The organism is Exiguobacterium sp. s189 (assembly GCF_018617615.1).
Classification (GTDB): domain Bacteria; phylum Bacillota; class Bacilli; order Exiguobacteriales; family Exiguobacteriaceae; genus Exiguobacterium; species Exiguobacterium aestuarii_A.
The window spans coordinates 37,634-55,275 of the sequence record NZ_JACSKM010000002.1 but is presented as its reverse complement, the minus strand read 5'-3'; the positions used below and the strand labels follow the sequence as shown (position 1 = coordinate 55,275).

Below are 17,642 nucleotides of genomic sequence, written 5' to 3'. Positions count from 1 at the left end.
AATTAAAAATAGTGTTGTTCCATTATATAAACTCTTCTATACTGAATTGAACAAAAAATTCCAAATGAAGGGTTGGGGAATGATGCAACACCGAAAAATCTGTATCAAGTTAAGTGGAGCCGATCTAGCTGGTGATGGACCGGATAATTTTGATGAAATGAGCCTCAGCCTGATTGCAGAAGAAATATTGTCACTCGCAAATAGCGGGGTTGAAGTGTGTGCCATGGTCGGCGGGGGAAATCTCTTCCGAGGGAATCAAGCAGAAGCGTGGGGCATCAATCGAGTGGAAGCTGACAGCATCGGGACGCTCGGGACAGTCATGAACTCATTGATGCTGCGTGGTATCTTGAAACGTGATGCCAATCGAGAAGTACGCGTCATGACGTCGATTCCAATGCCAAGCGTTGCTGAGCCATACATTCAACTTCGGGCCATCAATCATTTGAAAAAAGGGTATGTCGTCATTTTCGCAGGCGGTAACGGTCAACCGTTCGTCTCTTCAGACTACCCGGCTGTTCAGCGTGCCATCGAAGTGGGATGCGACGCCTTGTTCGTGGCCAAGAACGGTGTCTCCGGCGTATTTGACCGAGACCCTCGGTTGGATTCGGAGGCGCGTCAATACGAAACCCTACACTATAACGATGTCATCGCTCATGATTTGAAAGTGATGGATCAATCGGCATTACTTCTCGCAAGAGACCACGGTTTGCCGATTCACTTGTTTGACTTCAAGGAACGGAACGCCATTCATCGAATTCTTCAAGGAGAGACCATTGGAACGATGATTCATCACCATGACACGCAACTTTTGCAGAAATGAGGGGACGATATGCATGAAGTAACAGATGGTCAAGTCGTTGGGACAAACGGAATACCTGTCTCGTATTCGTTCCTGCAACCTGATTCGTCATCCGACACGCTCGTGATGTTGTTGCCCGGATACGGATATACGAATGATTCCCCGATGTTTCGATACACGACAGCACTTTGTTTAGAGAATGGATTGAACGTTCTTGAAATCAACTACAATTATCGGGATGAGCGGTATGATTCAGTCGATGTATCAGTGGCGATTGTTGACGATGTTCGTCTCGTCATCGACCAAGTGCTACAATTCCATTCTATTAATGAATACATAATCGTCGGGAAATCGCTCGGTACGATGGCGATGGCAAGTGAGCGTACCCGAAACGTGTTTCATGATGCCAAACTGGTTTGGTTGACACCGTTGTTGAAACAAGACGACATATACGAAGCAATCCTGTCCCATAAAGGTAAACAGCTCGTGCTTATGGGAACAGCGGACCAACATTATATAGATGAGAGAATGAAGTATCTTGAACAACTGGGCTTGACCGAACTCGAGATTGTCGAGGAGATGAATCATAGTCTCGAGTACACAGGAGAGACATACCGGTCACTCCGGTTACTTGAAACACTTCTCAAGCGCGTTGAGCAATTTATCATTGCATCATAAAGTTGTAAGGTGGTGAGTGTTCATAGGATACTCATCACCATCTACAAGGGGGAATCGATTTGGAATTTACCACTGAACGTTTGGAAATCAGAACATTCAGAAAGAATGATCTGCCTGCCACATTCAACATCTATAAAAATGCTGACGTGTGTAGATATCTCTTACATGAGCCATGGACCTCTGAAAACATGAACGAAGCATTTGCTAAAAAACTAACGAATTCTACTCTTACCGAGACAGGTACGTTAAATTTAGCGGTCGTACATCAAGGTGAAGTGATTGGAGATCTCGCGGTCTGGTATACGGGAATGAAAGAAACGGTAGAAATCGGGTATTGTTTTTCTGATTCACATTCAGGAAAAGGGTATGCGACTGAAGCAGTTAAGGGATTACTTGAAAAATTGTTCCATGAGTTCAACCTACATCGAATACAAGCCAATCTTGATGCAAGGAATGTCGCTTCCCAAAAATTATGCGAGCGAATCGGAATGAGAAAAGAAGCTCATTTCTTGAAGGACTATTGGAATAAGAATGAATGGACCGATAGCATGGTGTATGGAATACTACATGAGGAATTTTATAAATGAAGACGATTAATCGAATGGGTTACAGAAAAGGAGATGACACACGTCACCTCCTTTTTCATTTATAGTTTTTCAACGACCGTTTTCGGGTCGACTCGTTCTGTATAGTCAGCGGGCACATCACTGAATGAAATCGTACCATCCGCTTGGATGATGAACGTCGCTGGCTTCGGAAGTTGCCAGTCCTCATTGCCGTTATGTGCATCGACGTGAAGACCAGATGCCTCATAAATCTCAATCAAATAATCCGGCATATCAAAGACAAGGTCAAATTGGCGTGCGACTTGATTATCCACGTCGCTTAACACGTAAAAATCAAGCTCATTCTTCTCTTTCGTAGATAGTGAGTAATCAGGAGTCTCCGGGCTGATTGCCACGAGCGTCGCACCCTTTTCCTCAATTTGTGCCAATTCTCGCTGATACGCTCGGAGTTCGAGGTTACAGTATGGGCACCATCCACCGCGATAAAACGTGACGATGACAGGTCCTTTTTCAAGGAGTGTTTTCAAACCGACTTCTGTCCCATCCGCATGAGGCAATTCAAACAGCGGAGCTTGATCCCCAACTGCTAAACCGGTAGCCACCCCTGATTCTTTCAATTCTTGTGTCGCCTGCGCCATCAAACGTTGTTTTTCGGCTGGCGCTTTTTGCTTGAATTGATCTTTATACGCTTTGATTTCTTCCAATAATGTATTCATGTTTTTACCCCCTTTTCCGATATGTTAACTGAATACATTTTAGATTACGAATATAATGATTTGTCGTTATGTTCTGAATAAAGTGAAACTCCATTTCAGCTTCCGAAAAATAATTTTCGAATAATTCAATCAATGATTAACATCTATTTTTCCTAACCGATATTGTAAGTAACCTAAGGAGGATTCGGTATCCATACCGATGCTTCTTGAACATTCTATTCGGGGTAAGGAGATGTTTTATGAGACAGAAACGTACCATCAGCATCAAACAAAAATTAATTGTCTTATCAGTCCTATTACTACTCATTCCAGCAACATTGATCGGAGTCGTCGCTTATACACAGGCGAAACAAAAAATCGAGTCACAAATGATCCAGTCTGTCAATTCGGGGGTAGACCGGATGAATAATGAAGTGACGAATTTGATTGCTCCGATTCAGACGGACATTTCATTCTTCTCCAATCGGATTGATGCATCCATCTATGAAGAAGGTGAAGACAATCAAGCGTTAGCAGAAAAGTTCACGGAATACTTAGACACACACCCTAAAGTGACAAATATTTATTTTGCCTCAGCGGAAGGTACGATGACGATCTATCCTGAGCAAGAATTGCCGGAAGGGTACGATCCACGGACTCGTCCTTGGTATGAGGCGGCAGAAGCGAGTGGTCAAGACGTCGCCATCACGAATCCATACGTAGATGCCACTTCTCAAAAAATGATGATCACGGTCTCTAAAAAGACGGCAGATGGTCGCGGGGTCGTGGCGGTTGATGTGGACGTGAATGATATTGCAGAAGTCGCAAAGAATATTCAAATCGGTGAAGAAGGATATGTGGCCATCTTCGATGAGGCCCAACAAGTCGTCATTCATCCATCGATTGCTGTCGGAGAGAAATCAGAAGAGTCATCGATGGAATCTGTCTTTGCAACAGATGAGGGAATCCTGTCCGCTGAAGAGAAAGGAGAGGGTGTCGAAAAAGCGTTCGTGACGAACCCGCTCACAGGGTGGAAAATCACAGGGACCCTATACGATGGCGAAATTCAAGACGAGACTGTCGGCATCCTTTGGACGACCGTGTTCGTCATTATCGGTATGTTCGGTGTGGCGGCTATTCTTCTATATTTCGTTCTTCGGTCGATTTTGCGCCCTCTACGCTTATTAACCGAGGGGGCAGAACGGATCAAGTCCGGCGATTTGACTGAACCAATCAGCGTCTTATCGAACGATGAGATCGGTCGTGTTTCAGAGAGTTTCAATGAGATGAGTGCCTCACTGCGAATGGTATTACTTCGTCTAGACGATTCAATTAGTCAAGTCGCAGCATCTTCGCAGGAATTGATGGCGAACTCCGCACATAATTCCGCTTCTTCAGAACAAATTGCTCGTGCGGTCGACCAGATGGCGGTCAGTGCCGATGGTTCAAAACGTCAGCTCGATGACAACGCGATGTCACTCCAGGCCATCACATCTGGAATCATGCGCATCTCAGAGAGCTCGATGGACGTGTCTGAACTATCACGAGAGACGTCAAATGAAGCAGAAGATGGATCAACGACCGTGCGAGAGAACGTTAAACAGATGCAGGCAATCGATGCATCGGTCGTCACGTTTGAAGGTGTCATCCAATCGTTGGCACATCGTTCAAGTGAGATCGGGGAAATCGTCTCAGTCATCAACGGGATTGCAGAACAGACGAACCTGCTCGCTTTAAACGCAGCGATTGAAGCGGCACGTGCCGGTGAGAATGGGAAAGGGTTCGCCGTCGTGGCGAGTGAGGTCCGAAAGCTTGCGGAACAGTCCCAACAGTCGACGAAACAAATTGCGGCATTGATTGACCGCATCAAACAGGAGACGGAGCAATCCGTTTACTTGATGCAAGAAGTATCCACTCATACGAAAGCCGGTCTCATTTCTTCAGAAATGACAGCAGACCGATTTGAGAAAATCAAAGAACGCACGGTCGCGATGACACCGCGAATCGAAGATGTGACGGCAACAGTCGAGGAGATTGCGGCAAACGTCCAAGAAGTAGCGGCGACCGCATCCCAAATTGCTGACATCGCCGACGAGAACTCAAGTGTCTCCAAACAAGTCGCAGCGACGACAGACGACCAGTTGAAATCGATTGAAGAAGTGTCACAATCGGCGAAGGCACTCGCGACGATGGCAGAAGAACTACAAGACCTCGTCTCACGATTCAAACTATAAAATGAAAAAGAAGCAGAGCGCCGAGCTCTGCTTCTTTCGTTATAAAATCGGGCTGAGGAGTCGTGAGACACCCTCCCGAGCACGTACTGTCCATTTCCGCTTTTCATAGTCTTCCATCGTATACCTGCGACTGACCGCCGTGTCTGTTTCAAATAAAGAAACAAGTTCGAGGGCGACGCGTTCGTCGTAAATGACTGCGTTCACTTCAAAGTTGAGACGGAAACTTCGGGCATCCAAATTCGTCGTTCCGACCGTCGCAATCTCATCATCGACGACAAGCGTCTTCGCGTGGAGGAAGCCTTCATCATACAGATAGACGTTTGCCCCATAATCGAGCAACTCTCCAAGGAAGGAGAGCGATGCCCACATGACGAACGGGTGGTCCGGTTTTCCTGGGATCATGATGTCCATCTGAACGCCAGAATGAAGTGCCATCTTACATGCATCCATAAAACTCGTGTCGGGTATGAAATAAGGGGTTTGGATGACGACCCGTCGTTTCGCTGACATGATCATTTTAATCATCATATTTTTTAAATGTTCGGTATCCGAGTTTGGACCGCTCGTGACGATTTGCATTGGCGAATTGTCTTTAATCTCATGTCTCGCGAAGCAGAACGTATTCTCCGGGTCATGCTTGCGGTGACCTGAGTAATTCCAGTCCAGGATGAAGCGGTGCTGGAGATTGTAGACGACGTCTCCTTCGACGCGTAAATGGGTATCGCGCCAATATCCGAACTTCTCAACGAGTCCGAGATATTCGGTCCCGACATTAAAGCCACCGACATACCCGACCTTCCCATCGATGATGACGACTTTTCGGTGGTTGCGGTTGTTCAACTTAAAATTGATCATCCCAAGTGTCGGTGGGAAGAAGACGCGTACTTCCCCATCGTTCGCAATTAATTCTTTAAAGTCAGAGTTTCTAAGACTTCTAGAACCGACCGCGTCGTAAAGGAGTCGGACTTTGACACCCGCTTTCGCTCGTTCAATCAATTCCTTTAAGAGTGCTTGTCCGAGAGCATCACGCTGGATGATATAGTACTGGATATTGATTTCGGTTTCAGCGGAGCGGATGTCATCCATCAACGCCTTAAACTTTTGTTCGCCGTCATGTAAGATGAGGGAACGGTTATGTACACTAATCAATGATTTTGAAGAGCGCAAGTTCATTTGAAGCAGTTGGTCATACTTTTCGAACAGTGGCTGCGCAAGTTGCGTCTGACGTGTGTGGATCTGTTCGAGCTGTGCTTCTACTTGTAGCGCATGAAAAGAGCGTTCTTCCACACTCAAATTATAAAAGTTATCCTTTTTGAGTTGTCGCCCGAGGAAAAGGTAAATGATAAACCCGAGCACCGGCAAGAAAAATAGGACGAGCAACCAGGCCCAAGTCGCGCCAACGTCACGTCTTTCGGCAAAAATGACGGCGAGTGCGAACAATAAGTTTAACCCGAGGACGATATATAGCCCCCAACTGAAAATAATGGACCAATCCAACAACATACACCCCTTAAAAATCGATTTGTAGCTTAATCATACATCAAATGCGGGAATAGGTTGCTATCAAATGAAATAGGGGGGAGAAGACAATGAACATGGAAGTCGTATGGAAGCAAGGCATGGCGTTTGAGACGCATACGCCATCGGGGCACACGGTGACACTTGATGCGTCCGAGGACGTAGGCGGTCTCGACACGGGACCTCGTCCGACTGAGATGTTACTTCACGCCACCGCATCTTGCACGGGGATCGATATCGTCTCCATTTTGCATAAGATGCGTCAACCGTTAGAATCGTTCGAAATGAAGATTGATGGGGTTCGGGCAATCGATCATCCGAAACGCTTTACAGCCATTCACATCTTGTATATTCTGAAAGGCGACATGTCGGAAGAGCGAGTGCGACGTGCGATTGAACTATCCGTTGAACGCTATTGTTCTGTTTCGCATAGTCTCAACGCGACTTTATCTTTTAGCTATCAATTGAACGATAGCGAGGTCACGCCGTTCGAACTTCAACAGTGAGCAAGATGGTTGAAAGGCAATCTGTTCTCCGTTATATTTGTATTTCAAATACTGTATAACTAAAGGAGGACGTTATGATTCGACTCGCGACGAAGCGCGATGCCAACAACATCGCGAACCTAATCGAACAACGAGCCGTAGCGCTAAATGAACAAGGAAGCGACCAATGGACCGAATATTTGGAACAGGACCTCGTAGAGCGTGTGCGCACTGACATTGCAGAAGGCAGTGTATATGTCTTTGAAGATGACCAACAAATTTTAGCTTCAATCGCTTTGTTACCCCCGGACGACTGGGATGACAACTTGTGGGACGACAGTGAGCGTGGACAATATATCCATCGAATCGTCGTCAGCGAAAAGCTAAAAGGTCGTGGCGTCGGTCAGCAGCTCATGGAGCACGTGCTAGAGGAAGCCGATGATGATGAACCAATCCGTCTAGATTGTGTCGCTGACAATGAATTTCTAAATAGTTATTATCCTCGTTTTGGTTTCGTCTTTGTCGATTCACGAAACGGGTACAATACGTTCGAATACAGATTAGATGAGAGCATGAGTGCATAAGGGTCTTTGGACCCTTTTTTTGATACAATGATAAGAGCGAAAAGGAGGAGTTTTCATGATTAAAACCATTTTGGTCGGGTTCGGCTTTTCGGCGAATACGTTCCATCTGCCGTTTTTAAAGGCGATTGACACTTTTGAAGTGAGCGGGGTCGTGTCATCCCGTCCGGATGAAGTAAAGACTGAATTACCAGATGCCAAGGTGTATGCGACATTAGACGAGGCGCTTCAAACAGATGCTTCTTTGTATGTCATCACGACACCATCGCATTTACATAAAGAGATGATTGTTGCCTGTCTCAAGGCGGGAAAAGATGTGTTGGTTGAAAAACCCGCATTCCTGACAACGGCAGAAGGATCCGAGTTGATGGAACTGGAAGCGAAGTCAGCAGGCATCGTCAACGTCTATCAGAACCGTCGTTATGACGGTGATTTTTTAACCATCAAGTCATTGCTCGACTCAAATGTATTAGGGGATTGGAAAGTGATCGAATCGCGATTTGATCGTTTCCGACCGAATGTACGTGACCGTTGGCGTGAAAATGCAGGTCCGGGATCAGGGATTTTGTTTGACTTAGGAAGTCATCTCATCGATCAGACGCTCGCCTTGTTCGGAAAACCTGACAAGATTCAAGCGGATGTGATGATTCAACGCGATGGTGGACAGTCTGACGACGGATTCTATGTGACATTCTATTATGGAGAGAAGCGAGTGTATCTTCGCTCGAATCCATTCATCGCTGGCGAAACTCCCCGATTCGAAGTCCATGGTACGAAAGGTAGCTTCGTGAAGTTCGGGCTCGATCCTCAGGAAGAGGCACTGAAGCATGGAAAGTTGGCGAGTGACGTGTTAGAGACTGGGATCTTGTCGACAGATGAGGTTGAAACGATTCAAGTCGAGAAAGGTGACTATTTGATGTATTATCATCAGTTAGCCGAAAGTGATCAGACACGACAACCTGTCGTTTCATTGAAGGATGCGACACTCACGACGCAAATGATCGAACTCGCTCGACAATCGTCCGAGACGGGTCAAGTGATTTCAGTAGATTGATGTCCTTAAGACTTCTATAAGAACGAATTCGCCTAAGTGCGAGTTCGTTCTTTTTTTGAACAAAAACGTAAAAAGAAATAACGATATTTATTTCATGAATTACTTTAAACGGATATTGATTGTTAACAACAAAAAGTTAAATTCTTCACTGGTGTGCTCATCCTTTAATGGGAAAAGTGGTTATGGAAATCACTTACTGAAAAGGGGATGAGATGATGGAATTCAAAATCATCAAAGACCAAATGGAATGGGAAAAATGGTTGGATCTAACAACATGCGATGCGTATGATCATTTCGATTATGTCAAAGTGAACTGTGAATCGAACGACTCACCAGAGCTGTTTCTCGCCGTCACGTCAAAAGGGATGCTTGTATATCCATATATCCGTCGCCGAATCAATGAAAAATATGATGACCTTGTGACAGCTTATGGATATGGTGGTCCGTTTCGTGTTGGGAAGTTCACAGATGATGAAGTGAAAGTCGCAAGGCAACATTTCATTAAACGCAAGGAGAACGAGAAAACGGTGACCGAAACGATTCGTTATCATCCATTAAGAATTGATGAGATCATTATGGAAACATTCGGGAGAACAATTCCAGTACGACAGACCGTCCATGTCCAACTAGATGAACCGTATGAATACTTGACTGAGCGATTCCATAAAATGACGAAGCGAAACGTGAAACGAGCCATCCGTGAACAGTTGACTGTCGTGCGTGGTGACGCCTCTGACATTCACACATTTATGCATCTTTATGAGGCGACCATGAATCGTCGGGATGCGATTGAAGACTACTATTATCCTGAGTCTTATTTCACTCAGTTACTGACGAGCGAATCCTTTGAAGCGGAATTTCTATTTGCTGTGTTTGAAAACACCGTGATTGCAGGAGTTCTGATATTGTACGGAGATGAGGGAGCCAATTATCACCTTGGAGGGTCTCTTAAGGAATACTTACCTCTCCGTCCCAACCATTTCCTCTTCAGTGAAATGATTCGTCGTGCGGGTGAAAAGGGTAAACTTCATCTGCATCTCGGAGGAGGGGCTGCCGGTCAAGATGCACTCTATGACTTTAAATTGAGCTTTTCCGGAGATGAACCGCTCCCTTACTACATTGGTCAATTTGTATTCAACGAACAGGTTTATCAGCAATTAAATGCAAAGCATATTCAACGGTATGGATTGTCTGATTATTTTCCAATCTATCGCACTCCTGTCAGAATAGAGGCCGCACTCCCGAAAGCAAAATAAAAAAATCGATGCCGCTGAACAAACCGTTCGAGCGTGCATCGATTTTTTTATGCGGCATCTTCTTCTGTCGATTCAACCTTTTCGGTATGCCGGACAATCGGGAAGTTTTTAAAGAGTCGACTTCCAATCAATCCGAATCCGATTCCAAGGATGAATAAAACAACAGCTGTCAGTGTGACGGTCTGCCAGTCGTTGAAACCATACATGACGAGTAGACCAGGAATACCCGCAGCCGACCCGGGGGCATCATTGATCATACCGGTCATCGCTACAATTAATCCTGCGATTGCGCCTCCTACAAAGTTTACACTGTAGATTGGGATTGGATTCGCCGAGATGAGGTCGGCCTGTGTCAACGGTTCAATGGCTACAGAAAGTTGATCTTTCTTCGTACCGATTTTCAATTGACGGAACAACAGGTAGTTCATCGAGATGGATGCGGTCAACGCGAGAGCGGCAATCGCCATCGGTACACCGGTCAATCCAAGCATCGCTGTCAAAGCCATGGAGCTGAGAGGTGACGTCGATACGACCGTGACGATTCCTCCGAGAACGAGCCCCATGACGACCGGGTTTTGTGTCGCTGCGAGTTCAATGACTGCACCGATTTGTGCAAGTGTATTTGAGACTAGTGGGTCCACGCCAGTAGCGACGAGACGTGCGAGCGGTGCCATCACAATCACGTAGAAAATCATATCGACACCCGTCGGGAGATAGCGATTGATTCGTGTGCCAGCCAGAGCCAAGATGTATCCTGCGAAAAATCCAGGAAGGATCCCGAAACCAGACACGGATAATCCAATCATTAAGCTATAGACGGGGTTGATTCCGAGTGCGATGGCAACGAGTGCCGCGGCAGCAGGACCAGATAATGAACCGGCTGCCTGCCCGACTTCTTCATATAAAGGGAGAGGCAGTAATCCGCCGATGGCATAAGCGTTGAATGCTTCGACGAGAAAGCTTGCGATTGCCGCACCTGCCAATGCGCCCATCGCTTTCATTCCGAATGGCGCCTTGTAACTGAAAAGTGTGAACAAGGCGAGGATGAGCAGTAAAAGTGCAATTCCTTGAATAATGACCATAAACTCTTCCTTCTTTCTATCTATCTGTATTCATTCATAATTTCTTCTATATTCAATGATTGAAAGGCTTCTGTAAAGCCATTTTCATCAGAAAAATCAAAATTGATTCATGATACCGTTTACATGAAGAAACAAAAAATCATGGGAGCGTTTTCTTTGAAAAATGACATCAATTATACAAGTTTGGACGTGTCGAGCCGCATCAGATTGGGAACAGATAGGGGATAGATGTTTTCATAAAGTATTGGTCGAGGAGGAAAGAACATGCAGAACGAAAACAGGGAATGGCATGCGCTCGAAGTAGACGAGGTTCAGTCCCATGTGGAGACTGATGTAGAATCTGGTCTCTCGAAGCAAACGGTCACCAATCGGCAGGAGGAGTTCGGAAAGAACGTTCTACCTGAGAAGGAGAAGACACCTGAAATCATAAAATTTTTAAGACAGTTCAATGATATTCTCGTTTACGTCCTTTTAGGAGCGGCAGTTGTCACCGGTTTTCTTGGCGAATATATCGATACGATTGTCATCGTCTTGGTTGTGACGGTCATCGGGGTTGTCGGTTATCTTCAAGAGAATAAAGCGGAAGAAGCATTAGAAGGAATCAAAAAGTTGTTAGAGACGAAAGCGACCGTCATTCGCGATAGTAAACAATTCGAGATTGATTCAAGTGATCTCGTCGTCGGTGACATACTCGTTCTCGCTGCAGGCGACAAAGTACCGGCTGACGCAAGGGTCATTCAAGCAGAAAAATTTAAAGTGGAAGAATCCGCATTGACCGGTGAGGCCACAACGGTCGAGAAAAAACCAGACGTCGTTAAAGAAGAGGCCGTGCTCGCAGATCGAAAGAACATGGTCTATTCAGGAACGAGTGTGGCGACGGGAAGTGCGAAAGCCATTGTGACGGCAATCGGAGAAGGTACGGAACTTGGTCAAATTAATGCGTCGATTTCAGAAGTACAAACCGTGAAGACGCCACTGATTCGTCAGACGACAAAGTTTGGACAGACGGTCTCCATCGCTATCCTAATTATCTCTGTCATTATTTATGCATTCGGTTATTTCTTACGAGATTATGAACCAGTCGAACTCATGTTAACGACGATTGGTCTAGCAGTCGCGGCCATTCCGGAAGGATTACCAGCTGTCATCTCCATTATCTTGGCGCTCGGGGTCCGGAATATGGCTGAACAAAAAGCAATTGTGCGAAGTCTGCCGTCTGTTGAAACGTTAGGTGCAGTCTCGGTCATCTGTACTGATAAGACCGGAACGTTGACGAAAAATGAGATGACTGTCAAACAAATCGTGACGGCGAAACATGACATTGAGGTGTCAGGGAGCGGGTATGCACCAAACGGAGACTTAGAATTGAACGGTCAACCGTTTGACTTGGATGACGATGAGTCAATGATTGATCTATTGACTGTTGGGAAGACGTGTAACGATGCACAATTGAACGAAGAAGATGGGAATTGGATCATCAATGGGGACCCGACCGAGGCGTGTTTATTAACTGTCGCTGAGAAAGCGGAGCGCCCGATTGAGCGTCTTAAAGTCATCTCTAAAATCCCATTTGACTCAGAGTATAAATACATGGCGACGCTCGTTGAGTATAAAGACGAGCGCATGATCTTCGTGAAAGGGGCTCCGGATCGCTTATTTGATATGGCGACAACAGACGGATTCAAACAAGAATATTGGGATGAAAAACGAAAAGAGATTGCCGACCGCGGTCAGCGAGTCCTTGGTGCTGGATTAAAACGTGTCGACAGTTCAAAACAATCGATTGATCATGAGGATGTTGAAGATGGTCTGACTTTCCTCGGTTTGTTTGGTATCGTCGATCCGCCACGTCAAGAGGCGATTGACGCAGTCGCCGCGTGTCGCGATGCTGGAATCCGAATTAAAATGATCACGGGTGACCATAAGGATACGGCTGTCGCCATCGCAAAAGAACTCGGTATGGAAGTGGAAGGGGCGCTCGAGGGTCGAGAGCTGACAGACATGTCTGATGAAGAAATCAAAGAAGCGTCGGTTCATAATGACGTATTCGCCCGAACGAGTCCGAACGATAAACTTCGTCTCGTGAAAGGGTTACAAGAGAATGGATTGATCACCTCGATGACCGGAGACGGTGTGAACGATGCGCCAGCCTTAAAACGTGCCGATATCGGGGTCGCAATGGGGATCAAAGGGACGGAAGTCGCAAAAGAAGCCTCTCAAATGGTTCTTGTCGATGATAACTTCAAAACCATCTATAACGCCGTCCGTGAAGGTCGACGTGTCTATGACAACTTGAAGAAAACGATTCTCTTCCTACTCCCTACGAACGGTGGACAGGCGTTACTCGTTGCGATGAGTATTTTACTCGGGGCAGCAGCTCCACTCAGCCCAGTTCAAATCTTATGGGTCAACATGGTCGTCGCGATTACGCTTTCATTGGCGATTGCCTTTGAACCACTTGAAGAGAGTACGATGAAGCGTCCTCCACGACCGGCGAACGTACCACTTCTCAGTCGCTATTACATCTTCCGTGTCACGTTCGTGTCGATATTAATCGGGGGAGGTAGTTTATGGATCAACTACATGCTTGGAGATTTCGATTACTCGACCGAGAAATTACAGACCATTACTTTAAATGCGATTGTCATGGCACAGTTGTTCCACTTATATAACTGTCGCACTGAGTTGGTTCCGGCGTTCAATCGTCGTTTCTTCGACAATAAAATCGCGTTCCTCGTATCTGGACTGCTCATCGCCCTACAATTGTTCATCACGTATGTTCCGTTCATGCATACGCTATTCGGGACCGCTCCACTTACGTGGGAAGATTGGATTTATCCAGTGGCATTTGGAGCCGTCGTATTTATCATCGTAGAGATTGAAAAAGCCATCTCAAGACGAGTGATCGGGAATCAAAATATACACTGATACGTTTCATCTATAAACAAAACGGATAAACAAATGGAGTAACGATGAAGGAGGGATACGATGAAACGAGACGAATCACAACCAGGGGTACATCCAGATCCAATTCCGGATGATGAATCAAACCCGGCACAAAAACCGGCTCCGACCCAACACCCTGATCCAGATCCCGATGAAGAATCGGATGAATAAACAAACTACCTTGTAAAAATAAAACCTCCTCGTTGATTAGACGAGGAGGTTTTTCGTGTCGAGGTTACTTTTTTGTCTTTGAGGAACGGCTATTTTGAAGACGGTTGAATTTCTTCTCATCCGTATGCTCTGTGATGACAAAGTCACCGACGGGGCATTCCCATTTTCCTTTTGCGACAACACATTCACGTAACGATACTCGATCGTCATACAGATCAAGCTCTAGCGTCTCTTTTAAAAATTGATCTACTTTTTGATTCGGCACTTTTACATATTCATTCAACACGAGTTCTTCATTCTTAACAGTCACATAAGAGGTGACTTGAAAATAGCGCATGCGATAATCTCCTTTGATAATAAAAACTAATAACTAGTATAACGGTTCATGAGACAAAACGGGATATCAATGTTTCATCTCGACTCGCTCACGTTTTGGCGGTGCCTCGTTAAACGGTTTTTGATGCCGGATCATGAGCCAGAAGATCAAGCCGAAGAGCGGAATGTATGGAAGAGGCCAAAGGCTCATCTTATACCGTTTCGCATCACGATTCATTAACGTAATCTGAATAAATGCCAATAAAAAGAAATCGACGGTCATCGTTCGGACGAACTGGTTGTTCTCCACATACGACCAATATTCTGCTACATTCCCTGTATTTGCGGCGGCGATAAACAATCCGATTGTCACCAGCAACAATACGACGCCAAGGATGCGTGTCGGAAGCGGTTTAACGGGAGTTGGATAAGGAGATTGTCTCGCGAAAGCCAAATAGGGGGCGAGTAAGAAGCCTCCTACGAAGAAACTACTGATTGCCGCAAACAGCGGATTTGGCTTCAATTGGTTCACTTCTGACCAAAGCAGCGGGAACATGGCTAATGGAAATACACCTAGAATACTGAATAAGGAAAGAGAATAGCCTTCGTAAGCATCCGTATTATAGGTCACGAAATCAAGTAAGAATCGCCCGTCAAACGGTACGTTCGGACCAAAAATAGCTAAAGCAATGGCCACACCCCATGGAATCAATAAAAATTTTCTCGTCATACGAACACCTCACCCAATGATAGTCATAATAGTAGTATACCCTCTTTTGGAAACACGAAAAAATGAGAAGATGCGATAGCGCATGTTCTCATTTATTTTCACGTGCATACATTTTAATCATCGTGACAAGTTGTTGCGTTTCGTCCATTTTGGCATCAAGCAAAATACCATAATCGTATAATGAACCTAATTGACTGCGATGTCTGACATGTCCAATCAACTCAATAGGTTGAAGAGTCGGAACGAGATCAAGGACGAAGTGAACCTGCAAATCATCGGATAGTGGAAAAAGATAATCGGATCGTAATTTCAGTCCGTGTGAGCTCACATTCAGAAGAAGTCCTTCTCCATCATAAAGTTCCTTCTCTTCCCAAACGAGTCGATAAGGGATCGTACGGGGATTCGGTAGAATATAGCGAAAAGTTTCCTGTCTGCGATAACGCATCAATTCACCCCATTTCTCTACTCCCTATATCGGACATTTACAATTCGAAATGAAGTAGAAATAAGTATAATTTTTAGATAAGCTCGCTTTACAAATGTGAAAACGCTTTCTATAATAGGTGTACGATTTGAATAGGGAGGAGATCAGATGAATGTACATGATTTACTCCGACGTTACTCGATTCAAACACCAGTCATCTACGAAAAAAAACGTAACGGGGAGTGGGTTAAACTCGAGCGCTTACCCGCTTATACCATTCTTGAAGTCGAAACGAACGATCAAACGATCGAAGCGGTCGCCATTGATGCGTTTAAGGCGATCACCGTCTGTCGAGAATCGGCGTCGATTGAAGAAGCCCGTCCGTATGCTGTGCGTATCCAGATTGAACGACCATAAGAAAAGCCGTAACTTCGACAGTGAAGTTACGGCTTATTTTATGCAGCGTCTTGTTCGGTTTCATCTTGTGGATTCGTACGTTTTGCATAGTACATGAATGGTGTTGCCATCCAAGCAATCACGAATTTCGCAACGTACGTCGTAATGAAGATATTCCACCAGATGTCCCAATCCATTCCCCAGAAAGCGATGATACAGAAAGTGAACGTATCAATTAACTGTGAGAGCACAGTCGAACCTGTCGTTCTGAGCCAAAGTTTTTTCTCGCCCGTTTTGGCGCGAATCTTCGAGTAGACGAAGACGTCAAACAATTGAGAGACGAGGTAAGCAGCAAGGCTACCAAGTGTGATCAACGGAAGCATCGAGAAGAGTGCCTCAAAACTTTCGTGCATGAAGAGCGCTTCTTCGAACGGTTCATACAAGAGGGCATACTGCATGAGTACCGTCGAAACGATCAAAATGAAGAACCCGAGCCATACCCCTTTTCGAGCCGCAGCTCGTCCGTGTTTTTCGTTCAAAATATCAGTCGCTAAATAAAGCGAACCGTAGACGATGTTACCGAGCGTAAAAATGTATCCGCCAATTACAATCTGTTGTGTGACTTGAATATTTGCGACAACCGAAGCCATCGCAATCCAAGCATATAATCCCACCCGTCCGAACAATTTGTAACTGAGGACGAGAAGACCGAGTGTAAGTATGGCAGAAGGAATCCATAACCATTCGTTTAGCATGAATCATGCTCCTTCCTCTAACTATTCAATGATTTCAACTTTTCAAGTTTATAGAGGAACGGAAATGATGTCAAGGTGAGGTACACTCAGGCTGATCTATGATCCATGTGACACGAACGGAATCAGACACCGCTCAGTTCGATGTTCAAACCTTTTACAATACCACGTGCACTGCCGAGCATGTCTGCTTGTTCTCTCCATGTCAATTGGTGCTTCGTTTCTTTGAAGTGATTGATCACGTCCTGCGAATAGGTTAATGACCGAAGAACGGAATCGATTTCAACATGTTGAATATGGTCGATATCAAATTCTTTTAAGTGTTCAAGACCCACTCGCAATTCTTCGATGTTAGTAAAGGTTTGATCCAAACTATTTTGTAGGTTAATGGATTCAGTCGAGTCAGGTTTCTCGCAAGTGTTTTGGCAAGCCCAAAGACTTTCTGATCCCTCGGCGAATGCAGCGAGCACATCGCTACTTTCGGATCGTAAATATCCCCAGAAAATATCAATTTCTTTTTGAGTTGGTTCGCCTTTGAAAAATAGAGTGAATTCTTCGACGGTTTCTTCTGATGTTTTTGTGGTGTTTTCTGTAACTGGTTCAGGTTTTGAGTCCTGATCAGAACTAGGCGAACAAGCTGCCAAAAAAATTACGACTGTGCCTATCCCAAGTGCTCGTTTCATCGAAACCCTCCTGTAAATGATATGGTAATCCAAATTGTACCATTGATTGTCGTCAGAATGTTCATCAAAACGATATTAGATTGATAAGTATAAAAAAGCACCTCCTGTCATAAACAGGAAGTGCTCTGAACCGCTTCGTTGAGCGGTGTTTTTGATGCCTCCGACGAGAATCGAACTCGTGCTGCAGCATTACCATTGCTGAGGTCTGCCACTAACCTACAGAGGCGTTACACCACTATGTTACACACGTTCCTTCCATTTTTCAAGCTTTTTCAGA

The 17,642-nt window shown here is 45.2% G+C and carries 19 protein-coding genes and 1 tRNA gene; 11 read left to right on the top strand and 9 right to left on the bottom strand.

Features of this window, described 5'->3' with window-relative positions; translation table 11 throughout:
- The first annotated feature begins 79 nt into the window (after nt 1-79).
- The 3 genes from pyrH to KNO99_RS03075 are packed head-to-tail and all read left to right on the top strand — an operon-like array spanning nt 80 to nt 2,064.
- Nucleotides 80-820 (top strand): UMP kinase, encoded by a 741-nt coding sequence (pyrH, locus tag KNO99_RS03085; RefSeq protein ID WP_214745202.1) that lies wholly within the window; start codon nt 80-82, stop codon nt 818-820.
- 9 nt (nt 821-829) lie between these two features.
- Entirely contained in the window at nt 830-1,477 is a 648-nt protein-coding gene (locus tag KNO99_RS03080; RefSeq protein WP_214745200.1) for an alpha/beta family hydrolase, read from the top strand.
- Nucleotides 1,478-1,536: 59 nt separating this feature from the next.
- Entirely contained in the window at nt 1,537-2,064 is a 528-nt protein-coding gene (locus tag KNO99_RS03075) for a GNAT family N-acetyltransferase (RefSeq protein WP_214745199.1), read from the top strand.
- A gap of 59 nt (nt 2,065-2,123) precedes the next feature.
- On the opposite strand, the gene KNO99_RS03070 is transcribed toward KNO99_RS03075, so the two are convergent.
- Nucleotides 2,124-2,759 carry a peroxiredoxin-like family protein gene (locus KNO99_RS03070; protein WP_214745197.1) on the bottom strand — a complete coding sequence of 212 codons (636 nt, stop codon included), beginning with the start codon at nt 2,757-2,759 and terminating at the stop codon, nt 2,124-2,126.
- Nucleotides 2,760-2,998: 239 nt separating this feature from the next.
- On the opposite strand from KNO99_RS03070, the gene KNO99_RS03065 reads away from it, so the two are divergent.
- Complete coding sequence (locus KNO99_RS03065) at nt 2,999-4,972, top strand: methyl-accepting chemotaxis protein (RefSeq protein ID WP_214745195.1); 1,974 nt, start codon at nt 2,999-3,001, stop codon at nt 4,970-4,972.
- A 39-nt stretch (nt 4,973-5,011) separates the two neighbouring features.
- Here the strand turns inward: KNO99_RS03065 and cls are convergent, their stop codons facing one another.
- On the bottom strand, nt 5,012-6,475 hold the full coding sequence (cls, locus tag KNO99_RS03060) for a cardiolipin synthase (protein WP_371743034.1): 1,464 nt from the start codon (nt 6,473-6,475) through the stop codon (nt 5,012-5,014).
- An 86-nt stretch (nt 6,476-6,561) separates the two neighbouring features.
- On the opposite strand from cls, the gene KNO99_RS03055 reads away from it, so the two are divergent.
- The 4 genes from KNO99_RS03055 to KNO99_RS03040 all read left to right on the top strand — a co-directional run bounded on the left by KNO99_RS03055 (nt 6,562) and on the right by KNO99_RS03040 (nt 9,866).
- Nucleotides 6,562-6,996, top strand: coding sequence for an OsmC family protein (locus KNO99_RS03055; protein WP_214745191.1), 435 nt, complete (start codon nt 6,562-6,564; stop codon nt 6,994-6,996).
- A gap of 74 nt (nt 6,997-7,070) precedes the next feature.
- A complete protein-coding gene (locus KNO99_RS03050) occupies nt 7,071-7,559 on the top strand; it encodes a GNAT family N-acetyltransferase (RefSeq protein ID WP_214745189.1) in 489 nt (162 codons plus the stop codon).
- 55 nt (nt 7,560-7,614) lie between these two features.
- On the top strand, nt 7,615-8,610 hold the full coding sequence (locus tag KNO99_RS03045) for a Gfo/Idh/MocA family oxidoreductase (RefSeq protein ID WP_214745186.1): 996 nt from the start codon (nt 7,615-7,617) through the stop codon (nt 8,608-8,610).
- Nucleotides 8,611-8,825: 215 nt separating this feature from the next.
- Nucleotides 8,826-9,866, top strand: a complete 1,041-nt coding sequence (locus KNO99_RS03040; RefSeq protein WP_214745185.1) for a lipid II:glycine glycyltransferase FemX — start codon at nt 8,826-8,828, stop codon at nt 9,864-9,866.
- A gap of 47 nt (nt 9,867-9,913) precedes the next feature.
- Here the strand turns inward: KNO99_RS03040 and KNO99_RS03035 are convergent, their stop codons facing one another.
- A complete protein-coding gene (locus KNO99_RS03035; protein WP_214745183.1) occupies nt 9,914-10,948 on the bottom strand; it encodes a PTS sugar transporter subunit IIC in 1,035 nt (344 codons plus the stop codon).
- Between the two features lie 264 nt (nt 10,949-11,212).
- On the opposite strand from KNO99_RS03035, the gene KNO99_RS03030 reads away from it, so the two are divergent.
- Nucleotides 11,213-13,876 carry a cation-transporting P-type ATPase gene (locus KNO99_RS03030; RefSeq protein ID WP_214745182.1) on the top strand — a complete coding sequence of 888 codons (2,664 nt, stop codon included), beginning with the start codon at nt 11,213-11,215 and terminating at the stop codon, nt 13,874-13,876.
- Nucleotides 13,877-13,936: 60 nt separating this feature from the next.
- A complete protein-coding gene (locus tag KNO99_RS15405) occupies nt 13,937-14,065 on the top strand; it encodes a hypothetical protein (protein WP_256441151.1) in 129 nt (42 codons plus the stop codon).
- Between the two features lie 64 nt (nt 14,066-14,129).
- Here KNO99_RS15405 and KNO99_RS03025 read toward each other — a convergent pair whose 3' ends face one another.
- From KNO99_RS03025 to KNO99_RS03015, 3 genes are all read right to left on the bottom strand, one after another.
- Nucleotides 14,130-14,402 (bottom strand): hypothetical protein, encoded by a 273-nt coding sequence (locus KNO99_RS03025; RefSeq protein WP_214745180.1) that lies wholly within the window; start codon nt 14,400-14,402, stop codon nt 14,130-14,132.
- Between the two features lie 66 nt (nt 14,403-14,468).
- On the bottom strand, nt 14,469-15,110 hold the full coding sequence (locus KNO99_RS03020; protein ID WP_214745178.1) for a hypothetical protein: 642 nt from the start codon (nt 15,108-15,110) through the stop codon (nt 14,469-14,471).
- Between the two features lie 88 nt (nt 15,111-15,198).
- The gene (locus tag KNO99_RS03015; RefSeq protein ID WP_214745176.1) at nt 15,199-15,555 is read right to left on the bottom strand and encodes a PilZ domain-containing protein; all 357 of its coding nucleotides are present in this window, start codon (nt 15,553-15,555) and stop codon (nt 15,199-15,201) included.
- A 147-nt stretch (nt 15,556-15,702) separates the two neighbouring features.
- On the opposite strand from KNO99_RS03015, the gene KNO99_RS03010 reads away from it, so the two are divergent.
- Complete coding sequence (locus tag KNO99_RS03010; RefSeq protein ID WP_214692196.1) at nt 15,703-15,951, top strand: hypothetical protein; 249 nt, start codon at nt 15,703-15,705, stop codon at nt 15,949-15,951.
- Between the two features lie 38 nt (nt 15,952-15,989).
- On the opposite strand, the gene KNO99_RS03005 is transcribed toward KNO99_RS03010, so the two are convergent.
- The 3 genes from KNO99_RS03005 to KNO99_RS02995 all read right to left on the bottom strand — a co-directional run bounded on the left by KNO99_RS03005 (nt 15,990) and on the right by KNO99_RS02995 (nt 17,591).
- On the bottom strand, nt 15,990-16,685 hold the full coding sequence (locus tag KNO99_RS03005; protein WP_074034510.1) for a queuosine precursor transporter: 696 nt from the start codon (nt 16,683-16,685) through the stop codon (nt 15,990-15,992).
- Between the two features lie 122 nt (nt 16,686-16,807).
- Nucleotides 16,808-17,365 carry a hypothetical protein gene (locus KNO99_RS03000; protein WP_214745174.1) on the bottom strand — a complete coding sequence of 186 codons (558 nt, stop codon included), beginning with the start codon at nt 17,363-17,365 and terminating at the stop codon, nt 16,808-16,810.
- A 155-nt stretch (nt 17,366-17,520) separates the two neighbouring features.
- Nucleotides 17,521-17,591: transfer RNA gene (locus KNO99_RS02995), tRNA-Thr, on the bottom strand.
- Between the last annotated feature and the right edge of the window lie 51 nt (nt 17,592-17,642).